Origin of the sequence: Streptomyces sp. NBC_00690 (genome assembly GCF_036226685.1) — a bacterium.
Classification (GTDB): domain Bacteria; phylum Actinomycetota; class Actinomycetes; order Streptomycetales; family Streptomycetaceae; genus Streptomyces.
Genome location: NZ_CP109009.1, coordinates 5728606 through 5746712 on the forward strand (window position 1 = coordinate 5728606; position 18107 = coordinate 5746712).

The following is an 18107-nucleotide window of genomic DNA, read 5'->3' on the forward strand; positions in this document are numbered from 1 at the left end:
CTAAAGAAAATCTTTGGCACGCTAACTACTGGTGGGTGTCGCCGAGCGCCCTGAGAATGAGCTCCGTATGAACGAGGCAACGATCGACACAGCGATCACCCAGATCAGCGCACGTCTGGACCGCACCAACGAGCTACTGCACCGCATGCTCGCCGAGGTGGCCAAGACGCCCTCCACACACGCCATCTTCGTGGACGCAGGTTACGTCTACGCTGCGGCAGGATTGCTGGTTGCGGGCACCGAGGACCGACGCTCCTTCGACTTGGATGCAGAAGGTCTGATCGACGCGTTCATCGACAAGGCCCGCAGCATCTTCGCCGACAGCAGGCTGCTCCGGGTGTACTGGTACGACGGCGCCAGGCGCCGCATCCCCACGCCGGAGCAGCAGTCGATCGCCGAACTGCCCGACGTCAAGGTGCGACTGGGCAACCTCAACGCCAACAACCAGCAAAAGGGCGTCGACTCGCTGATCCGCACCGATCTGGAGTCCCTCGCACGCCATCGGGCCATCAGCGACGCGGCCCTCGTGGGCGGTGACGAGGACCTGGTGTCCGCGGTGGAGGCGGCCCAGGGGTACGGGGCACGGGTGCACCTCTGGGGCATCGACGCCTCCGAAGGCGTCAACCAGGCCGAGGCGCTGCGCTGGGAAGTGGACAGTACCCGCACCTTCGACCTGGACTTCTGCCGCCCGTACCTCACCCGCCGAGCCGTCTCAACGTACGAGAACGAAGGTACGCCGCCCCCCTCGCGCGATGAGGTGCGGTTCGTCGGTGCACGGATCGCCGCCACCTGGTTGGCGGAACGGGGCAGCGAAGCCCTCGCCGAGCTACTGCCCGGCCATCCCTATCTCCCGGGACCCGTCGACCAGGATCTGCTGATCGAGGCGGAGGCACTGCTCCAACGGTCGCTACGGGGACACGCGGTCCTGCGCAGGGCTCTGCGCGACGGCTTCTGGCAGCATCTCCAGTCCCAGTTCTGACGGACGTTCGGCACTCCTGGCCGCCCTCGCGCCGGTGGGGGCGGGGCCAGACGGCACGCGGCGCGTGTCAGTGGGCCGCCCAGAACCTCGCGACGGCTTCGGCGGTCTCCCGCGGTCGGTCGGTGTTCGGGGAGTGCCCGGCACCGGGAACGACGGTCCGCCGGGCGCCGAGCCGCTCCGCCATCCGATCGAACAGCGGCACCGGCCAGGTGTCATCGCTCTCGCCGCTGATCACATGCACGGGAAGCCCCGGGACGGCCGCGAGCTCATCGACCCGGTCCGGCTCGATCGACAACTGTCGACCTGTGGTGATCAGCTGCTGCGGATGGTGCCGCAGCCACCGCCGACGCAGGTCCTCGCCGTCGACGGCGGCTTCCTCCGGCGTCTCGAACGCCTGCATCGCCGCCCACACCTCGGCCATGCTCAACTGCGCCAGCGCCTGGCTCAGCAGCGCCACCCTCTGTTGTTGGGCGGCACTGATCTGCGCAGGACCGGACGACATCAGGGTCAGCGTACGAAAGGGTGAGACGGCACGGGTCGCCGCGACCTCCAGGACCGCGGCGCGGGCGATCTGCCCACCGAGCGAGTGCCCGAGCAGATGCACGGGCCCATCGACGGCCACCGCCTCCACCTGCGCCAGCACATCGAGGGCCAACTCCCGCTGGGAATAGGCGTCGGGCTCGTCCGGGCCGGTCGTCTCGTACTGGCCCCGGCCGTCGACGCACACCGCGCGAAAGCCCGCTTCCGTGAGCGGAGCGAGCATGGCGATGAAGTCCTCCTTGCTCCCCGTGAATCCCGGGAGCAGCAGCGCAGTACCCGAGGGGGCGCCGTGCTCGCCCGTCGCCCGTGCGTCGAGCACGGCGAACTCCCCACGAGAGGTGCGCAGCCTCCCGGAGCGGGCGCAGGGAGGAGGAGCGAAGGTCGGCGGACGACTCATACAGGGAGATTACCCGGGGGCCATCCGGCCCGCCCGGCCGTACTGGGCAGCGGGCACCCGCACGCAAAACGGCCCGGCTCCCTTGCGGGGAAACCGGGCCGTCGGGCGATCGGATCAGGCTTCGGCCTGGGCCGCAGCCTTGGTCGTACGGGTGCGGCGACGAGGTGCGGCCTCCGTGGCGACGGCCGTACCCTCGGCGACAGCAGCAGGTGCGTCCGCTGCCGCGACCGTCTTACGGGTGCGTCGGCGGGGCTTGACCTCGGCCTCGGCTTCCGCGGACTCCGGTGCGGAGGCGGTCGCGACGGCCTTCACCGCACGCGTACGCCTGGGCTTGGCCTCCGGGGTGGCTGCTTCCGCCGTGTCGACGGCTTCGACGGCCTTGACCGCGCGGGTGCGTCGACGGGGCTTGGCCTCAGCCTCAGCTTCCACGGCGGGTGCGACCTCGGTGACGGCTTCGACGGCCTTGACCGCACGCGTCCGTCGGCGGGGCTTGGCCTCGGCCTCAGCCTCGACCGCGGGTGCGGCTTCGACGTCGGTGACCGTCTCGACGGCCTTCACCGCACGCGTCCTGCGACGGCGCGGCTTGGCCTCCGGCTCGGTCTCCTGAAGCGGCTCCGACGGCTGGGCCGGCACCTGGAGGGTGACGGGCGCCGGCTGGGCGTCCTCCACGATCTCCACGGCGGTCGGGGCCTGTGCCACGACCGTGCTTCCGGCTCCGGTCGCACGAGTCCTACGCCGACGCCTCGGGGTCCGCGGCTGTGCGTCGTCCTCGGCGGCCGGTGCATCCTGCGCCGGTGCGGCCAACTGCTCGGCGGCGGTCTCCGTGGAGCTGCCACCCCTGGTACGACGGCGCTGGCGCGGCGTCCTGGTGCGCGCGGGACGCTCCTCCACGACGACAGGGGTCGGCGCGGCCTTGCGGCCCCGCCCACCGGTCTCGCCCAGGTCTTCCACTTCCTCCGCCGCAAGACCGGCACGGGTGCGCTCTGCCCTCGGCAGCACGCCCTTGGTGTCCGCGGGAATCTTCAGCTCGTCGAAGAGGTGAGCGGAGGTGGAGTAGGTCTCGACCGGGTCGTGGAACGACAGGTCCAGTGCCTTGTTGATCAGCTGCCAGCGGGGGATGTCATCCCAGTCCACCAGGGTGACGGCCGTACCCAGCGCACCGGCGCGGCCAGTGCGGCCGATCCGGTGGAGGTAGGTCTTCTCGTCCTCGGGCGACTGATAGTTGATGACGTGCGTCACGCCCTCCACATCGATGCCGCGCGCTGCGACATCGGTGCAGACCAGGACGTCCACCTTGCCGTTGCGGAACGCGCGCAGGGCCTGCTCGCGCGCACCCTGGCCGAGGTCGCCGTGGACCGCTCCGGAGGCGAAGCCGCGCCGGGCGAGCTGCTCGGCGATGTCCGCCGCGGTCCGCTTCGTACGGCAGAAGATCATGGCGAGGCCACGGCCGTCGGCCTGGAGGATCCGCGAAACGAGCTCCGGCTTGTCCATGGAGTGCGCGCGGTACACCCGCTGGGTGGTGTTGGCGACGGTCGCGCCGACGTCGTCGGGCGAGGTCGCGCTGATGTGCGTCGGCTGGGTCATGTAACGACGGGCCAGGCCGATGACCGCGCCCGGCATGGTCGCCGAGAACAGCATCGTCTGCCGCCGGGGCGGCAACTGCTGGATGATCTTCTCGACATCGGGAAGGAACCCGAGGTCGAGCATCTCGTCGGCCTCGTCCAGCACCAGGGACCGGACCTTGGAGAGGTCGAGCTTCTTCTGGCCTGCGAGGTCGAGCAGCCGGCCAGGTGTACCGACGATCACATCGACGCCCTTGCGCAGGGCTTCGACCTGGGGCTCGTAGGCCCGGCCGCCGTAGATCGCGAGGACGCGCACATTGCGCACCTTGCCCGCGGTCAGCAGGTCATTGGTGACCTGGGTGCACAGCTCGCGCGTGGGGACGACGACCAGTGCCTGCGGGGCGTCGGTGAGCTGGTCGGGCGTGGCCCGACCAGCTTCGACGTCGGCGGGCACGGTGACGCGCTCCAGCAGCGGCAGTCCGAAACCGAGGGTCTTGCCCGTGCCGGTCTTGGCCTGCCCGATCACATCGTTGCCGGAGAGCGCGACGGGGAGCGTCATCTCCTGGATGGGGAAAGGAGTCAGAATGCCGACGGCTTCGAGTGCCTCGGCGGTTTCGTCCAGGATTCCGAGATCCCGGAAAGTCATAGGCTGCGTAGTCAGGGTGTTGCCTCTTCTGTGAGACGCGACGTGAGGCGAACGATGGGGGTCGTGCCGCACCTGGGTACTAGGCCGACCGTGGATTGGCCGGATGGCGCGGGACCACTGCCGTCGCTCAAGCGCTCGTGCCGCTGAGGGGCCCCTCATCTGCGGTCATACGCGGGGCGCATATCCGCACGGAGGGCGGTCGGGTCGGAGCCGATCGTGCCACCGACCGGGCATCCTCATGGGGAGTCGGAAAGATAAAGATCTTTCCAACAATCACTGCAAACACTGCGATCGCCCGCTGAGAGAGCAGTACGTGAAATCAGAACGCTCAGCAGGCGCAATACCACTGTACCCCGGATTCGCGCATGTGTGTTGGGCGAATCCGTAGGAACCGGGGCAGCGGGTCGACGGCAAAGCCGTACGGGCACCCCTGACCAGGCCCTTACGACCTGCGGTCAGCGGGCTATTGTGCCCGTCATGGAGACGCCAGACAACGCCACAGAACACACGGGGATCGCGGCCCAGGACTGGGCCACCGCGTCCGCGGACCCCCAGTACCGCGCAGCAGTCGTGGATCTTCTGGGGGCGCTCGCCTACGGCGAGCTGGCCGCTTTCGAGCGGCTCGCCGAAGACGCCAAGCTCGCCCCCACTTTCAGTGACAAGGCGGAGCTGGCCAAGATGGCTTCCGCGGAATTCCACCACTTCGAGCGGCTGCGGGACCGGCTCGCCACGATCGAGGCGGACCCCACGGGCGCCATGGAACCCTTCGCCCAGGCGTTGGACGACTTCCACCGCCAGACCGCGCCGTCCGACTGGCTGGAGGGTCTGGTCAAGGCGTACGTCGGTGACTCGATCGCCAGTGACTTCTACCGCGAGGTCGCAGCCCACCTCGACGCCGACACGCGTTCCCTGGTCCTTGCGGTGCTCGACGACACCGGGCACGGCAACTTCGCGGTGGAGAAGGTCCGCGCTGCGATCGAGGCCGATCCGCGGCTCGGCGGACGTCTCGCGCTGTGGGCCCGACGGCTGATGGGGGAGGCGCTGTCCCAGGCACAGCGGGTGGTGGCCGAGCGTGACGCGCTGTCCACGATGCTCGTCGGCGGCGTGGCGGACGGCTTCGACCTCGCCGCGGTGGGCGAGATGTTCACCCGGATCACCAAGGCGCACACCAAGCGGATGGCTGCCCTCGGGCTCGCTGCCTAGGTCGTGTCCGCCGAGCGGCGCCGGTCCGTCCTGAGGGCAGGGCGCACCGGGCGGAATCCCTCGTACACGGCGTAGGACCCGCGCGGACGGCGGTCCCCGGGTCGGCGCAACTCGATCAGAAGGGGATCGCCCGCCGCAGCCGACGGCCTGACGGCCGCAGCAGCAGGGACAGCAGCACGGCCCCGATCAGGACCGCACCCACCAGCGTCCCCAGGAACTGGCCGGGGCCGAGTGCCACGTGTGTGACATAGGCGCCGAAGAGCGCACCGAACGCGCCCGTGAGAAAGACGACACGACGCTCCGGGAGACGGTCGGCCAGTTGACGGTCGGCGAGCCACGCGAGGGCGAGCCCGAGCAGAATCGAACCGATCGCTTCCCACTGCACTGCTGATCACCTCACGGACACTGGTAGGGGCAGGTCGGTCTAGCCCGTACTACCCGTTGGCCACGGCGAACAACCCTTTCCCACGAGGCGTTGGGAGCTGTGGCCGGAACCCGAGTACGTGATGTGCGAGCGGCGAGCGGGGAGAGCGAAGCAGCCGAGCACCGGCCGCACTGCGGCGGGGGAGTTCGACCCGCGGCGGGCGGGTTTCGCCGTGAACGTCCACCCGGCCCACAGCCGGCACATGATTCGGGGCCCTGGCGGAATCTCTTCCACCAGGGCCCCGAACTGCTTGACTCAAGCCGTCCTACAGCGCGCCGAAGCCCACGCGTCGCGTCGCGGGCTCACCGATCTCCACGTACGCGATCCGGTCCGAGGGCACCAGAACCCTGCGGCCCTTGTCGTCCGAGAGGCTGAGCAGCTGCGCCTTACCGGCCAGCGCCTCGCCCACGGCGCGCTCGACGTCCTCGGCGGAGTCCCCGCTCTCCAGAACGATCTCCCGGGGCGCGTGCTGCACGCCGATCTTGACCTCCACGGCTATGTCCCTCCGAACGGTGCGTTGCGCGGTCATTCGCGCCGTACCCAGCACACACTAGCCGGGCCGGACCGGCCGGCAGTCGCCCTGGGTGAACGCCAAGAGCGAACAGTGCCCGTACGTCAGGACTGTTCGGTCAGGGAATCCGCCCCGTGGAGGGGGAAGCCGGCGATGCCGCGCCAGGCCAGCGACGTCAGCAGTTGGACCGCGGTCTCCCGCGGGATGCTCGAACGGCTGGAGAGCCAGTACCTGGCCACCACCTGCGAGACCCCGCCCAGCCCCACGGCCAACAGCATGGACTCGTCCTTGGACAGGCCGGTGTCCTCGGCGATCACCTCGGAGATCGCTTCCGCGCACTGGAGGGAGACCCGGTCCACCCGCTCACGCACCGCGGGCTCGTTCGTCAGGTCCGACTCGAACACCAGTCGGAAGGCGCCGCCCTCGTCCTCCACGTACGCGAAGTAGGCGTCCATGGTCGCCGCGACACGCTGCTTGTTGTCGTTCGTCGACGCCAGCGCGGTCCGCACGGCGAGCAGCAGTGCCTCGCAGTGCTGGTCGAGCAGGGCGAGGTAGAGCTCCAGCTTGCCCGGGAAGTGCTGATAGAGCACCGGCTTGCTGACGCCCGCCCGCTCGGCGATGTCATCCATCGCAGCCGAGTGGTAACCCTGCGCCACGAATACTTCCTGGGCCGCGCCCAGAAGCTGGTTCCTACGGGCTCGGCGTGGCAGACGCGTGCCTCGCGGGCGCGCCGCCTCTGTCTGCTCGATGGCTGTCACGCCGCCTCCCAAAATCTGTAATGTGCGCGCTGTGCGCCGCGCCCGCCATCGTACTTTTGGGTAACCCAGTCGTGGGCGTCGCGGACGCAGAATTTCACGGACCGGACAGTCGCGGTAGCTCCCTATTCGTGGGCAAAGAGGTCAAGGTCAGTCAGGTCAGCGATAGTCGTCCTCATCGAGAGTGACCACCCGTGCCTGCTCCACCGCGTCCGCCTCGTTGACGTGGTCCTTGTCGATGTGGGGCGGTGGATCTTCGTGTTCCGGACGCACCTCGCTCTCCTGCTCGGCGGCGTCGGCCTCCGGCACATCGGTGTCGGTGCCGTCAGTGGAGTCGGTGCCGGCGTTCTCGCGTTCGGCCTCGTAGACGGTCTCTGGGTCGGTGGGATCGATAGCCATACGGCACCGCTTTCCCGGAAGCAGGGGTGCTCATCCTTGGAGCTTCGGTGATGGTCCTTGTCTATGAAGCGTAGGAGCTACTGATTCGCGGCGCTACGCGATGTGTGATGCCGAACACACGATTCGCGGTGTGATCGTCTCGTAACATTGCACGCATGTCTTCGACCGAGCTGCCGGACACCCGATCCGCCACCGCCGACGAGGCACCGAGACCGCGCACCGCGCGGGTCGCCCCGGGGGAGGAGTTGCGCTCCGTCACGCTGGCCGGACTCACCCTCTCGATCAGGTCGCGCCCGCCGGGCCGGGTCGGACTGCCGCCCGCCCTCTTCGTCCACGGCCTCGGCGGTTCCTCGCAGAACTGGTCGGCGATGATGCCGCTGTTGGAGGACGTCGTGGACGCCGAGGCCCTCGACCTCCCCGGTTTCGGCGACTCCCCGCCGCCGGGCGACGGCAACTACTCGGTGACCGGACACGCCCGGGCCGTCATCCGCTATCTGGACGCCTCGGGCCGCGGCCCCGTCCATCTCCTCGGCAACTCCCTCGGCGGCGCTGTGAACGTCCGGGTCGCAGCCGTTCGCCCGGATCTGGTGCGCACGCTCACGCTCGTTTCGCCCGCCCTGCCCGAGTTGCGCGTCCAGCGCAGCGCCGTGCCCACGGGAATGCTGGCCCTGCCCGGCATCGCCCGGCTGTTCAGCCGGATGACCAAGGACTGGACGCCGGAGCAGCGCACCCGCGGTGTGATGGCTCTCTGTTACGGAGATCCTTCACGGGTCTCCGATGAAGCACTGGGGCATGCGGTGCAGGAGATGGAGCGTCGGGTCCAACTCCCCTATTTCTGGGATGCGATGGCCCGCACGGCACGCGGTATCGTCGATGCGTACACGCTGGGTGGCCAGCACGGACTGTGGCGACAGGCGGAGCGGGTGCTCGCGCCGACACTCCTCGTCTACGGGGGGCGCGACCAACTTGTCTCGTACCGTATGGCAGGCCGGGCCGCTGCGACCTTCCGGGACTCGCGGCTCCTGACCCTGCCGGACGCCGGGCACGTGGCGATGATGGAGTATCCGGAGACGGTTGCGCAGGCCGTCCGAGAACTGCTTGACGACACTGGTAGGAGCTGATCGGCGCCCGTGGGACGACACAGCCGCAAAGGCCCCGCACCCAAGGGGGGTTCGGGTCGAGATCCCCAGGCGGACGCATCCCCGTCCGGTGCGTCTGACTCCCCCGCGTACGGCTCGGGTTCACCCGGTTCGGCCCAACGCGCGCCTCGCATGGGGGAAGCCCAGGCCGCGATGCGTCCGGCTCCGTCCGCACCGAACGGACAACGGACCCCGCCGCCCCAGGCGAACGCGGGCGGACGGCGGCGTTCAACCCCGCCCACCGGCCCCGAGCACCTCCCTGCCGGATACGCCCCCCAGCAGGCGCGCGGCGGGCATCCCGAGCAGCACGAGGGCGGGGGAGGGTGGGGAGTCCCCCGTACCCAGCAGCTGCCGCAGGGCGCACCCGGTGGGCCAGCAGGTCGGGGCGCTGGGGGCCGTTCGGTCGGCGGTCCGCGTCAGCAGCCGTCGCCCGCGGGGGTGCCCGGGCTCCAGGGCGCCATGGCGCAGGGGACGCGTATACCCGGTCCTCGCAGGGAGTTTGTCGAGGCGTTCGACGGTGCCCGACAGGCCGCAGGCGCGGACCCGTACGCCTCCGTCACCACCTGGCCCGACTCCCCGGATGCTGCCGATGGTGCCGATGTCACCAACGGCGCCGATGAGATGGAGGGCGAGCGAGGGGCTGCGGACCCTCCGTCGGACGGGCGTTCCCCGCGACCTTCGCCCGAACCTCCCAAGCCCAGCAAGGGGCGTACGGTCACGGGCATCGCTGCGGCGGCCGTGACCACGGTCCTGGCCATCGTCGTCGCCGGTCAGGTGGCCGAGGAGACCGGTAAGAAGCCCGGCACCGCCACCACGGGGGATGAGCGGGGCAGTGTGGGTCCGGCGTCGCGTTCGGAGGGTCGCAAGGCACCCGCGGGCGGGGCACCTGCGCGTGAGGTGAAGCCCGCCGCACCGAGCTATGAGCAGTTGATGGCGTCCCCGTTCCCCATCGATCCCAAGTTGACCGCGGACGGCACCTTTGAGGCGGTTCCCGGATTTGAGAAGGCGCCGGGAAAGGGCCGTAAGATCCGCTATCGCGTGGACATCGAACAGGGATTGGGAATGGACGGTCTGCTGTTCGCGACCGCCGTGCAGAAAACCCTCAACGACAAGCGCAGTTGGGCGCACGGGGGTCTTCGGTCATTCGAGCGCATTTCCTCCGGCGAGCCTGATTTCGTCGTCACCCTCGCCAGTCCCGGAACCACGGATGTGTGGTGTGAGAAATCCGGCCTCGATACATCGATCGACAATGTGAGTTGTGATTCCGCAGCGACCGATCGAGTGATGGTGAACGCCTTTCGATGGGCGCAGGGATCGGACACCTACGGCCCTCGCGCTCTGCATGCCTATCGTCAGATGCTCATCAACCACGAGGTCGGACATCGCCTCGGCCATGATCATGTGAACTGCTCGACCGAGGGCGCACTCGCCCCCGTGATGCAGCAGCAGACGAAGTCCCTCAATATCAAGGGCATTGCCTGCCGGCCCAACCCCTGGGTGCATCCGGGCGGCTGACTTTCGGTTGGCTCTCTCGACCCGCGGGGTGTGTCCCCGTGGGTAGGGTTCCGTGCCTGCGCCGGGTGCAGCGCGCTGCTTCAGAGCTGGTCTGCGCCGGCACCAGGGCCGTTCATCGCGGGCCCGCTCATCGAGCCGCCCCCGCGTTCGGGCGGGGCTTCGGCTTGCTCGGAGGCGCACCGTCCGATCGTCGTCAACCACCCGTGAGGCCGTCCCCCACCAAGGGGCTCGCCGTGGTCTGCGGAAGGGCTGGCCTTGGCATGACACAACGTAGTGGCGATCTCTCTTAGCGCGACGAAACGTGTGCCGGGGGCGAAAGTTACGTGCATTCACCCCTTCCGGTGGCGCGACGGACAACCGTCCATCACACCACCGTCACCCCGGCTTACCGTCGTCCCGCTGTGGTCGCCGCATCGACGGCTGCCGACAACGAGGGAGATCGGGGGTGCAATCGGTGCGGAGTGCGCTGCTCACGTACGGTGTACACCTCCCTGCGGAACGTGGTGAACCAGCCCGGTGCGGTGGACTCGACGACGGGACCCAGGGGCAGGGGGGCGGCCTCAGCCCCGTGTACCTACCTCGGGTGTCCGGACCTTCGGTGTCCCTGCTTGCGGTGCTTGCGCGTCCGATCGCCGTACCCGTACCCGGATCAGCCGGGCTGGGTGAGCGCCGCGCCGAATGCCCTCAGCCGCCCGTCACGGCCCTCCACCTCGATGGCCATGACCTCACGAACGCACATCCGGGCCGCGCTGATGACCGCTGTCGGTCGACCGCCACGCATGACGGACGGCTGCCTCGATACGGGTCATTGGCTAAACGCTTCTGCGAACGACCGCCATCGGCTGGCCGCCACCCGTACCGGACGCACATGTGCACCCACCGCCGACGGGCCCACCGTACGAAGGGGCCGTGCCCAGCGCCCCTGAGGCGTCCTGCCGCGCGGATGCCGCACCCCGTCGGCACCCTCAGCACCCTCAGCAGTCGTCGGACCGGGATCCGACGAGCGCAGGGGCGACCGTACGAGGCGAACACGGCCTCACGGCGTCGGGCCACCGAACACCGGCCGTCGAACAGCGCCCGCGCCCTGACCACGGGCGGGTGGAATCGCATGGCATTTCACGGCATTTGGTGTGAGCCGCTCTGCCCCCGTGCGGATCCACGAAGCGACGGGCTTCCCCGTACGGCAGCGAGCTTCCACCCCTCCCCGCCCCACGGGTCACCCAGACCGGAAGGCAAACGACCCTCACCCGCGGCATCCGCACCATCGGCGACCGACCACACGCCAGCAGCCGCATCGACCCCGAAGGAGATCCACGACATGACCAGCCAACTCCCGGCCGCGACCCGTCGGCACGCAGGGGGCACGCGATGAGGGTGCTGCTACTCGGAGCCAATGGGTTCCTCGGCCGGTTCGTCGCCGATCGACTCCTCGCCGATCCCGCCGTACATCTGACGGCACTCGGCCGGGGCGACGACGCCGACGTCCGCTTCGACCTCGCCGGCGGCAGCCCCGGAGCACTGACCCGCTTCCTGAGCGCCGTCCATCCCGGCGTCGTCATCAACTGTGCGGGTGCGACGCGCGGCGGCGCCCGTGACCTCACCCGCCACAACACCGTCGCCGTCGCCACCGTCTGCGAAGCACTGCGCCGCAGTGGGTGCGGTGCGCGACTCGTCCAACTCGGCTGCGCCGCCGAGTACGGGCCGTCCCAACAGGGCTCGTCCACCGCGGAGGACGCCATCCCCAGACCGGGCGGCCCCTACGGCGTCAGCAAACTCGCCGCGACCGAGTTGGTGCTCGGCTCCGGCTTGGACGCCGTCGTGCTCCGAGTCTTCTCACCAGTGGGCCCGGGCACCCCGGCCGGTTCCCCATTGGGCCGTCTCGCCGAGGCGATGCGCCGTGCGATGCAGTCCGGCGACGGTGAGCTCAAGCTCAGCGGGCTCGGAGTGCAGCGCGACTTCGTCGACGTACGGGACGTGGCCCGGGCCGTCCACGCCGCGTCCCTCTCCGCCGCCCAGGGCGTGGTCAACATCGGCACGGGGCGGGCGGTGCGTCTGCGCGACGCGGCGGCCGTCCTCTCCCGGGTCGCCGGATTCGCCGGCGCCCTGCACGAGGTGGACACCCCACCGGGGCGGCCACCGGGAATGGGGATCGGTGCACCGCGCTCCGAATCCGTCCTGGAGCAACTCGGCGCCACCCCGGTGCCCTACCCCGACGGATGCGGTGGCTGGCAGCAGGCCGATGTGCGCACGGCCCGCGACCGGCTCGGGTGGCGGCCCCGCATCAACCTGGAGGAATCCCTCGCAGACATCTGGATGGAGGCGGCATGTCGCATCTGACCACCGCCGATGCCCGGCTCTCCGCGACGGGGACGGAACAGCTGGGGCTGGGCGTACCCGGCTGTGCGCACCCCCTGGTGGCCCCCACGGAGTGGGCGGAACTGTCCCGGCCCGGCACCCCCTTGCACTGGGTGGTGCTGAACGTCGCCAACGGGCCGGGGGACTGCCCCGATCCCCATGGCCTGGCAGCGGCCGGGCGGCTGACCAACGCGGGGGTGCGCGTCCTCGGCCATCTCGACCTGGCCCACGGCCGGCGTCCGCCCGGTGAGGTGATGGCCGACGCACAGCGCTATCTGGAGTGGTACCGGGTGGGCGGCTTCCTCCTCGACCGCTGCCCGACGGACCGCCAGGACCTGCCCGCGGTGCGCAGTACGACGGCGACCCTGGCCGGGCTGACCGACGGCGGCCATCTGGTCCTCGGGCACGGAACTCACCCCTATCCCGGCTTTCTGGAGGCCGCCGACCAGTTGGTCACCTTCTCGGGCCCCTGGGCCGACTACCGCTGGTCGCAGGTCGCGCAGTGGACGGCGGACCATCCACCGGAGCGTTTCGTCCACCTCGTGCACGGGGTTCCGCGCACACATCTGGAGGAGGCGACCCGCATCGCCCGCTGGCAGGGCGCGGGGACGATCTTCTTCACCGATCGCACGGACCGGCTCGATCGACTCGGTCGAGGGGTGGGCGCGGGCCGACTCGGCCCGGGCCGTTGCTGCGAGGAGACACTCCTGGAGCGGTCGACGGTGGCTCCGGAGCGCTGGGCGCGAGCCGGTGGCCCACTGCTGCGCGGAGTGCATACCGGGCAGATATCCCCGTATGACACCCTGCCCGGCTACTGGGACGAATTCGTCTCGCAGATCGGACCGGGTGTCTCGGAATGAGAAGACGCGTGGCAGTGTTACCGGAGAACAACCGTACTGACTTACCGACGCAACGGAGTCCCCGTGTCGCTGCCACCCCTGGTCGAGCCAGCTGCTGAGCTCACCGTCGACGAGGTCCGCAGGTACTCCCGCCACCTGATCATCCCCGACGTCGGGATGGACGGGCAGAAGCGGCTGAAGAACGCCAAGGTGCTCTGTGTGGGCGCCGGCGGCCTCGGGTCGCCGGCTCTGATGTACCTCGCGGCGGCCGGTGTCGGCACCCTCGGCATCGTGGAGTTCGACGAGGTCGACGAGTCGAACCTCCAGCGCCAGATCATCCACAGCCAGGCCGACATCGGCCGTTCCAAGGCCGAGTCCGCCAAGGACTCGGTCCTGGGCATCAACCCGTACGTGAACGTGGTCCTCCACAAGGATCGGCTCGAAGCCGAGAATGTGATGGACATCTTCAGCCAGTACGACCTGATCGTGGACGGCACGGACAACTTCGCCACCCGCTACCTCGTCAACGACGCGTGTGTGCTGCTGAACAAGCCGTACGTCTGGGGCTCGATCTACCGCTTCGACGGTCAGGCTTCCGTCTTCTGGTCCGAGCACGGTCCCTGCTACCGCTGCCTCTACCCCGAGCCCCCGCCGCCGGGCATGGTCCCGAGCTGCGCCGAGGGCGGTGTGCTCGGAGTGCTCTGCGCCTCCGTGGGCTCCATCCAGGTCACCGAGGCGATCAAGGTCCTGACCGGTGTTGGTGACTCCCTGGTCGGCCGTCTGATGATCTACGACGCCCTGGAGATGCAGTACCGCCAGGTCAAGGTTCGCAAGGACCCCAACTGCGCGGTCTGTGGCGAGAACCCCACCGTCACCGAACTGATCGACTACGAGGCGTTCTGCGGTGTGGTGTCCGAGGAGGCCCAGCAGGCCGCCGCGGGGTCCACGATCACCCCGAAGCAGCTCAAGGAGTGGATCGACGACGGCGAGAACATCGAGATCATCGATGTTCGCGAGGTCAACGAGTACGAGATCGTCTCCATCCCGGGTGCGAAGCTGATCCCCAAGAACGAGTTCCTGATGGGGACGGCCCTCCAGAGCCTGCCGCAGGACAAGAAGATCGTCCTGCACTGCAAGACCGGTGTCCGTAGTGCGGAGGTGCTCGCGGTCCTGAAGTCCGCTGGCTTCGCCGACGCGGTGCACGTGGGCGGTGGAGTGATCGGCTGGGTCAACCAGATCGAGCCGAGCAAGCCCATCTACTGATCCGCTACTGAACCCCGCAGAATCCGTCAGGGCTCCGACCGGTCACCGGTCCGGGGCCCTGATCGTTTCTGGGCAGGGGCAGTCGGGCAGCGCCCACCGAGGGTGGACGCCCCACTGCTCGAAGCCGCCGACTAGGAGCAGACCTTGCCGTCGGCCGGAACCTTGCCGTCCAGCAGATAGTCATCCACGGTGCGGGTTACGCAAGAGCTGGTGCCGTAGGCGCCGTGCCCTTCGCCCTTGTTGGTCACCAGCACACCCACACCGGAACCCAACTCGTCCGCCATCCGCCGTGCGCCTTCATAGGGGGTCGCGGGGTCGCCCGTGGTCCCTATCACCAGGATCGGATCTGCGCCCTTCGCCGACACCTCCGGGGTCTCCCATGCGCCGGTCACCGGCCAGTCGGCGCACCAGCCGGCGAGGTCCCAGGCCAGATAGGGACCGAAGACCGGCGAGACCTTGGTGAAGTCGGCCAGATGACGGGACCGCACCTCGTCAGCCGACACTTTCGCCTTGGTGTCGGCGCAGGATATGGCGCGCTGGGAGTGGTCGCGCGTGGTGTACTCGCCGTTCTCGTCCCGCCCGTTGTACGAGTCGGCGAGGGCCAGCAACTGGGCGCCGTCACCCTTCTCCGCCCCGGCCAATGCGTCCGTCAGGTACTGCCACTGGCTCTCCGAGTACAACGGCAGGACGATTCCGGTCAGGGCGAGCCCTTGGGTCAGCTTCCGGCCCCCGCCCGCGGGCATCGGCTCACGGTCCAGTCGGTCCAGCAGCTTCACCACCCGCGCGGTGCCGTCCTTCGCACTGATGTCGCGGCTCTTGAAGTAGTTGTCCAGGGCTCGCTGGAAGCCCAGCGTCTGATTGCGCGCATGGCCCACGTAGTCCGCGCTGGGGTCGACCACGGCGTCCAGGACGAGCCGGCCCACCTTGCCGGGGAACAGATGGGCATAGACGGCACCCAGTTCCGTGCCGTACGAGAAGCCCAGGTAGTGCAGCTTGTCGTCGCCCAGGACCTGGCGCATCAGATCCATGTCCCGTGCGGCGTTCGACGTGCCCACATGGGGGAGGATCCGGCCCGATATGCGGGCGCAACCGGCTCCGAAGGCCCGGGAGTCCTTGAGGAACGCCTGCTCCTCCGCCGGGGTGTCCGGAGTGTTGTCCAGACGGAAGCCCGCTTCTGCCTGCTTGCTGTCGCGGCAGACCACCGCGGAACTCTCGGCAACACCCCGCGGGTCAAAACTGACCAGGTCGTAACGGCTGTTGAGGGTCTTGAACTCGGCCGCGCTGTTCGGCAGCGCCGCGACGCCGGAGCCGCCCGGCCCACCGAAGTTGAACAGGAGCGATCCGATGCGGCTGCCCGGTTTCTGCGCCTTCGCCCGCACCAGGGCGATGCCGACCGTCTCCCCGGCCGGCTTGCGGTAGTCCAACGGCGCCTTGAGCGTGGCGCACTCCCACCGCTTCTCCGGCTTCTGCGCATAGCTGCCGTACGCCTTCACGGGCGCCTTGCACTTCTTCCAGACCAGCTTCTGTCCGGTCAGCGCAGCCGGCAGGGCTGCCTGTGTGGCAGGACCATCGGCGGTGGGTGCGGCGCTGTCGAGCGTGCTCGGCGCGGTGCTGCTGCCACCGGACCCGGGCGCGCCCTTCGCGGGCGGGTCATCGCTGCATCCCACGACGCCGGCCAGCAGCAGTCCCGCCGCTGCCAGTGCGCCCGCGCGCCTGCGCATGGTCCTGTACACCGAGCCCCCCATGGCCTGTGAGATGTCCCGCCATCCTAGGTGGCGGCACTGACACAACGACCGAGGCCCGCCCCTTGCGCACCGCCGCTACCGCCCGTACCGCCTGCAAGAGACGCCCATTCGCACCAACGGGCCGGATCACTTCGCATCGACGGGCCGGATCACACGGCCCGTCGGGAACGGCGATGCCCGCCCGAGGCGGAACCCGCGGGGAGACGTCGATCGTGGATGGGATCAGGTCTCCTTGCACACCGTCCCCGAGGCGGGCACCGTCCCCTGGAGGAGATAGCCGTCCACCGCACGCTGGACACAACGATTGCCGCTGTTGTAGGCGCCGTGCCCCTGGCCGTCGTAGGTCAACTCGACGCCCACGCCCTTGCCCAGCGCCTCGACCATCGCCCTCGCCCCCTCATACGGCGTCGCCGGGTCGCCGGTGTTGCCGATGACGACGATCGGCGCGGCGCCCGGCGCGGACACATCGGGCGAACTCCACTCCCCGGCCACGGGCCAGTGCGTGCACCCGAGCATGCCCCAGCCCAGGTAGTCGCCGAAGACGGGTGAGGCGGCACGGAACTCGGGCAGCTTCTCCTTCGTCTGCTCCAGTGTGTAACGCTCCTTGGAGTCAACGCAGTTGATGGCCGCATTGGCGGCACCCGTATTGCTGTAGTGGCCGTTGTCGCTGCGCCCGTTCATCGCATCGGAGAGGGCGAGCAGCAGCGCTCCGTCCCCGCCGTCGGCATCGTCGAGCCCCTGTTCCAGCAACTCCCAGTACTCGGTGGAGTACAACGCCTGGGCGATGCCGTTGGTCGCCTGGGTCTGGGTTAGCTTCCGGTCGCCGATGCCGGCGATCGGATTCTCGTCCAGCTTCCGGAGCAGCGCCACGATCCCGTCCTGGATCTCCTGTACGGAGGTGCCGGGGAGCAGGCATTCATCGCCGCGCGTGATGCAGTTCTCGGCGAAGTTGGTGAGGGCGAGTTGGAATCCTTCGGTCTGCCCCAAGGAGCTTTGCTCCGCGTTCTTCGTCGGGTCGACGACGGCGTCGAACACCGCCCTGCCGACGCTCTTCGGATAGAGATGGGCGTAGACCCCGCCCAGTTCGGTGCCGTACGAGATGCCGAAGTAGTGCAACTTTCCGTCACCGAGCACGCGTCGCATGAGGTCCATGTCGCGTGCGGCGCTGACGGTCCCCACATGGGGCAGCTCCGAACCGGAGTTCTCCTTGCAGGCGTTGGCGTACCCCTTCAGGCTGTTCGTGTACGCCTTCTCCTCCGCGGTGTCGTCGGGCGTGGCGTCCTGGGCGTAGAACACATCCAGTTGACGGTTGTCCTCGCATTCCACCGGCACGCTGCGACCCACGCCGCGGGGGTCGAAGCTCACCAGGTCGTAGCGGCTGCGCAGGGCCGCGTAGTCGGGGGCGAGGGAGGGCAGGGTGGCGACTCCGGAGCCACCGGGACCCCCGAAGTTGAAGATCAACGAGCCGATCCGTTCCTCCTGGTTGATCGCCCGCGCCCGGATGAGGGCGAGTTCGATGGTTTCGCCATCGGGTTTGTCGTAGTCAAGGGGTACGTCCATGAACGAGCACTGCCAGGTCGCACCGCCGGGCAGGGGCGAGGGCGAGGGTCCACCGCCCTCCGCCTCGGACGGAGCCGGGCAGGCCGTCCAGGTGAGCCGTTGGCTGGCGAAGTCGTCCACCGTCGATCGGTCCGACCCGCTGTCACTGTCCTTGCTGCCGCCGTCCGAGCAACCCGCGACCAGCAGCACGGTCAGAGAAGCGGCGAAGGCGACGGCACGCACGGCTACGGAAGTGGTCGGCATGACGCCATCGTGCGGTGCGGCGGGCGGCTCCG

16 protein-coding genes are annotated in these 18107 nt (G+C 69.2%); 7 read left to right on the forward strand and 9 right to left on the reverse strand.

The window, feature by feature from the left end:
* Positions 1 to 67: 67 nt before the first annotated feature.
* Complete coding sequence (locus OID54_RS25280) at positions 68 to 979, forward strand: NYN domain-containing protein (protein ID WP_329023049.1); 912 nt, start codon at positions 68 to 70, stop codon at positions 977 to 979.
* A gap of 67 nt (positions 980 to 1046) precedes the next feature.
* Here the strand turns inward: OID54_RS25280 and OID54_RS25285 are convergent, their stop codons facing one another.
* Together OID54_RS25285 and OID54_RS25290 are read right to left on the reverse strand one after the other, a co-directional pair.
* Positions 1047 to 1916, reverse strand: coding sequence for an alpha/beta fold hydrolase (locus OID54_RS25285; protein WP_329023051.1), 870 nt, complete (start codon positions 1914 to 1916; stop codon positions 1047 to 1049).
* A gap of 114 nt (positions 1917 to 2030) precedes the next feature.
* Positions 2031 to 4124 (reverse strand): DEAD/DEAH box helicase, encoded by a 2094-nt coding sequence (locus tag OID54_RS25290; protein WP_329023053.1) that lies wholly within the window; start codon positions 4122 to 4124, stop codon positions 2031 to 2033.
* A gap of 477 nt (positions 4125 to 4601) precedes the next feature.
* Between OID54_RS25290 and OID54_RS25295 the strand changes: the two genes are divergently transcribed.
* Positions 4602 to 5327: a ferritin-like fold-containing protein gene (locus tag OID54_RS25295; protein ID WP_329023055.1), complete on the forward strand. Its 726-nt coding sequence runs from the start codon at positions 4602 to 4604 to the stop codon at positions 5325 to 5327.
* Positions 5328 to 5442: 115 nt separating this feature from the next.
* Here the strand turns inward: OID54_RS25295 and OID54_RS25300 are convergent, their stop codons facing one another.
* From OID54_RS25300 to OID54_RS25315, 4 genes are all read right to left on the reverse strand, one after another.
* Positions 5443 to 5712 (reverse strand): hypothetical protein, encoded by a 270-nt coding sequence (locus OID54_RS25300; protein WP_329023056.1) that lies wholly within the window; start codon positions 5710 to 5712, stop codon positions 5443 to 5445.
* 304 nt (positions 5713 to 6016) lie between these two features.
* Entirely contained in the window at positions 6017 to 6244 is a 228-nt protein-coding gene (locus OID54_RS25305; protein WP_329027770.1) for a DUF3107 domain-containing protein, read from the reverse strand.
* 122 nt (positions 6245 to 6366) lie between these two features.
* On the reverse strand, positions 6367 to 7020 hold the full coding sequence (locus tag OID54_RS25310) for a TetR/AcrR family transcriptional regulator (RefSeq protein WP_329023058.1): 654 nt from the start codon (positions 7018 to 7020) through the stop codon (positions 6367 to 6369).
* A 156-nt stretch (positions 7021 to 7176) separates the two neighbouring features.
* On the reverse strand, positions 7177 to 7416 hold the full coding sequence (locus OID54_RS25315; protein ID WP_329023060.1) for a hypothetical protein: 240 nt from the start codon (positions 7414 to 7416) through the stop codon (positions 7177 to 7179).
* A 155-nt stretch (positions 7417 to 7571) separates the two neighbouring features.
* Here OID54_RS25315 and OID54_RS25320 point away from each other — a divergent pair, with 155 nt between their 5' ends.
* Together OID54_RS25320 and OID54_RS25325 are read left to right on the forward strand one after the other, a co-directional pair.
* Positions 7572 to 8537 carry an alpha/beta fold hydrolase gene (locus tag OID54_RS25320; RefSeq protein WP_329023062.1) on the forward strand — a complete coding sequence of 322 codons (966 nt, stop codon included), beginning with the start codon at positions 7572 to 7574 and terminating at the stop codon, positions 8535 to 8537.
* Between the two features lie 150 nt (positions 8538 to 8687).
* Positions 8688 to 10070 carry a DUF3152 domain-containing protein gene (locus OID54_RS25325; protein ID WP_329023064.1) on the forward strand — a complete coding sequence of 461 codons (1383 nt, stop codon included), beginning with the start codon at positions 8688 to 8690 and terminating at the stop codon, positions 10068 to 10070.
* Between the two features lie 649 nt (positions 10071 to 10719).
* Here the strand turns inward: OID54_RS25325 and OID54_RS25330 are convergent.
* Positions 10720 to 10851: a hypothetical protein gene (locus OID54_RS25330; RefSeq protein WP_329023066.1), complete on the reverse strand. Its 132-nt coding sequence runs from the start codon at positions 10849 to 10851 to the stop codon at positions 10720 to 10722.
* A 587-nt stretch (positions 10852 to 11438) separates the two neighbouring features.
* Between OID54_RS25330 and OID54_RS25335 the strand changes: the two genes are divergently transcribed.
* The 3 genes from OID54_RS25335 to moeZ all read left to right on the forward strand — a co-directional run bounded on the left by OID54_RS25335 (position 11439) and on the right by moeZ (position 14527).
* A complete protein-coding gene (locus OID54_RS25335) occupies positions 11439 to 12407 on the forward strand; it encodes an NAD-dependent epimerase/dehydratase family protein (RefSeq protein WP_329023067.1) in 969 nt (322 codons plus the stop codon).
* Positions 12395 to 13285: a spherulation-specific family 4 protein gene (locus tag OID54_RS25340; RefSeq protein WP_329023069.1), complete on the forward strand. Its 891-nt coding sequence runs from the start codon at positions 12395 to 12397 to the stop codon at positions 13283 to 13285. Before OID54_RS25335 ends, OID54_RS25340 begins: the two co-directional genes overlap by 13 nt.
* A gap of 63 nt (positions 13286 to 13348) precedes the next feature.
* Positions 13349 to 14527: an adenylyltransferase/sulfurtransferase MoeZ gene (moeZ, locus tag OID54_RS25345; RefSeq protein WP_329023070.1), complete on the forward strand. Its 1179-nt coding sequence runs from the start codon at positions 13349 to 13351 to the stop codon at positions 14525 to 14527.
* Positions 14528 to 14658: 131 nt separating this feature from the next.
* On the opposite strand, the gene OID54_RS25350 is transcribed toward moeZ, so the two are convergent.
* Together OID54_RS25350 and OID54_RS25355 are read right to left on the reverse strand one after the other, a co-directional pair.
* A complete protein-coding gene (locus OID54_RS25350) occupies positions 14659 to 16248 on the reverse strand; it encodes an alpha/beta hydrolase (protein WP_329027772.1) in 1590 nt (529 codons plus the stop codon).
* A 246-nt stretch (positions 16249 to 16494) separates the two neighbouring features.
* Positions 16495 to 18075: an alpha/beta hydrolase gene (locus OID54_RS25355; protein WP_329023072.1), complete on the reverse strand. Its 1581-nt coding sequence runs from the start codon at positions 18073 to 18075 to the stop codon at positions 16495 to 16497.
* Between the last annotated feature and the right edge of the window lie 32 nt (positions 18076 to 18107).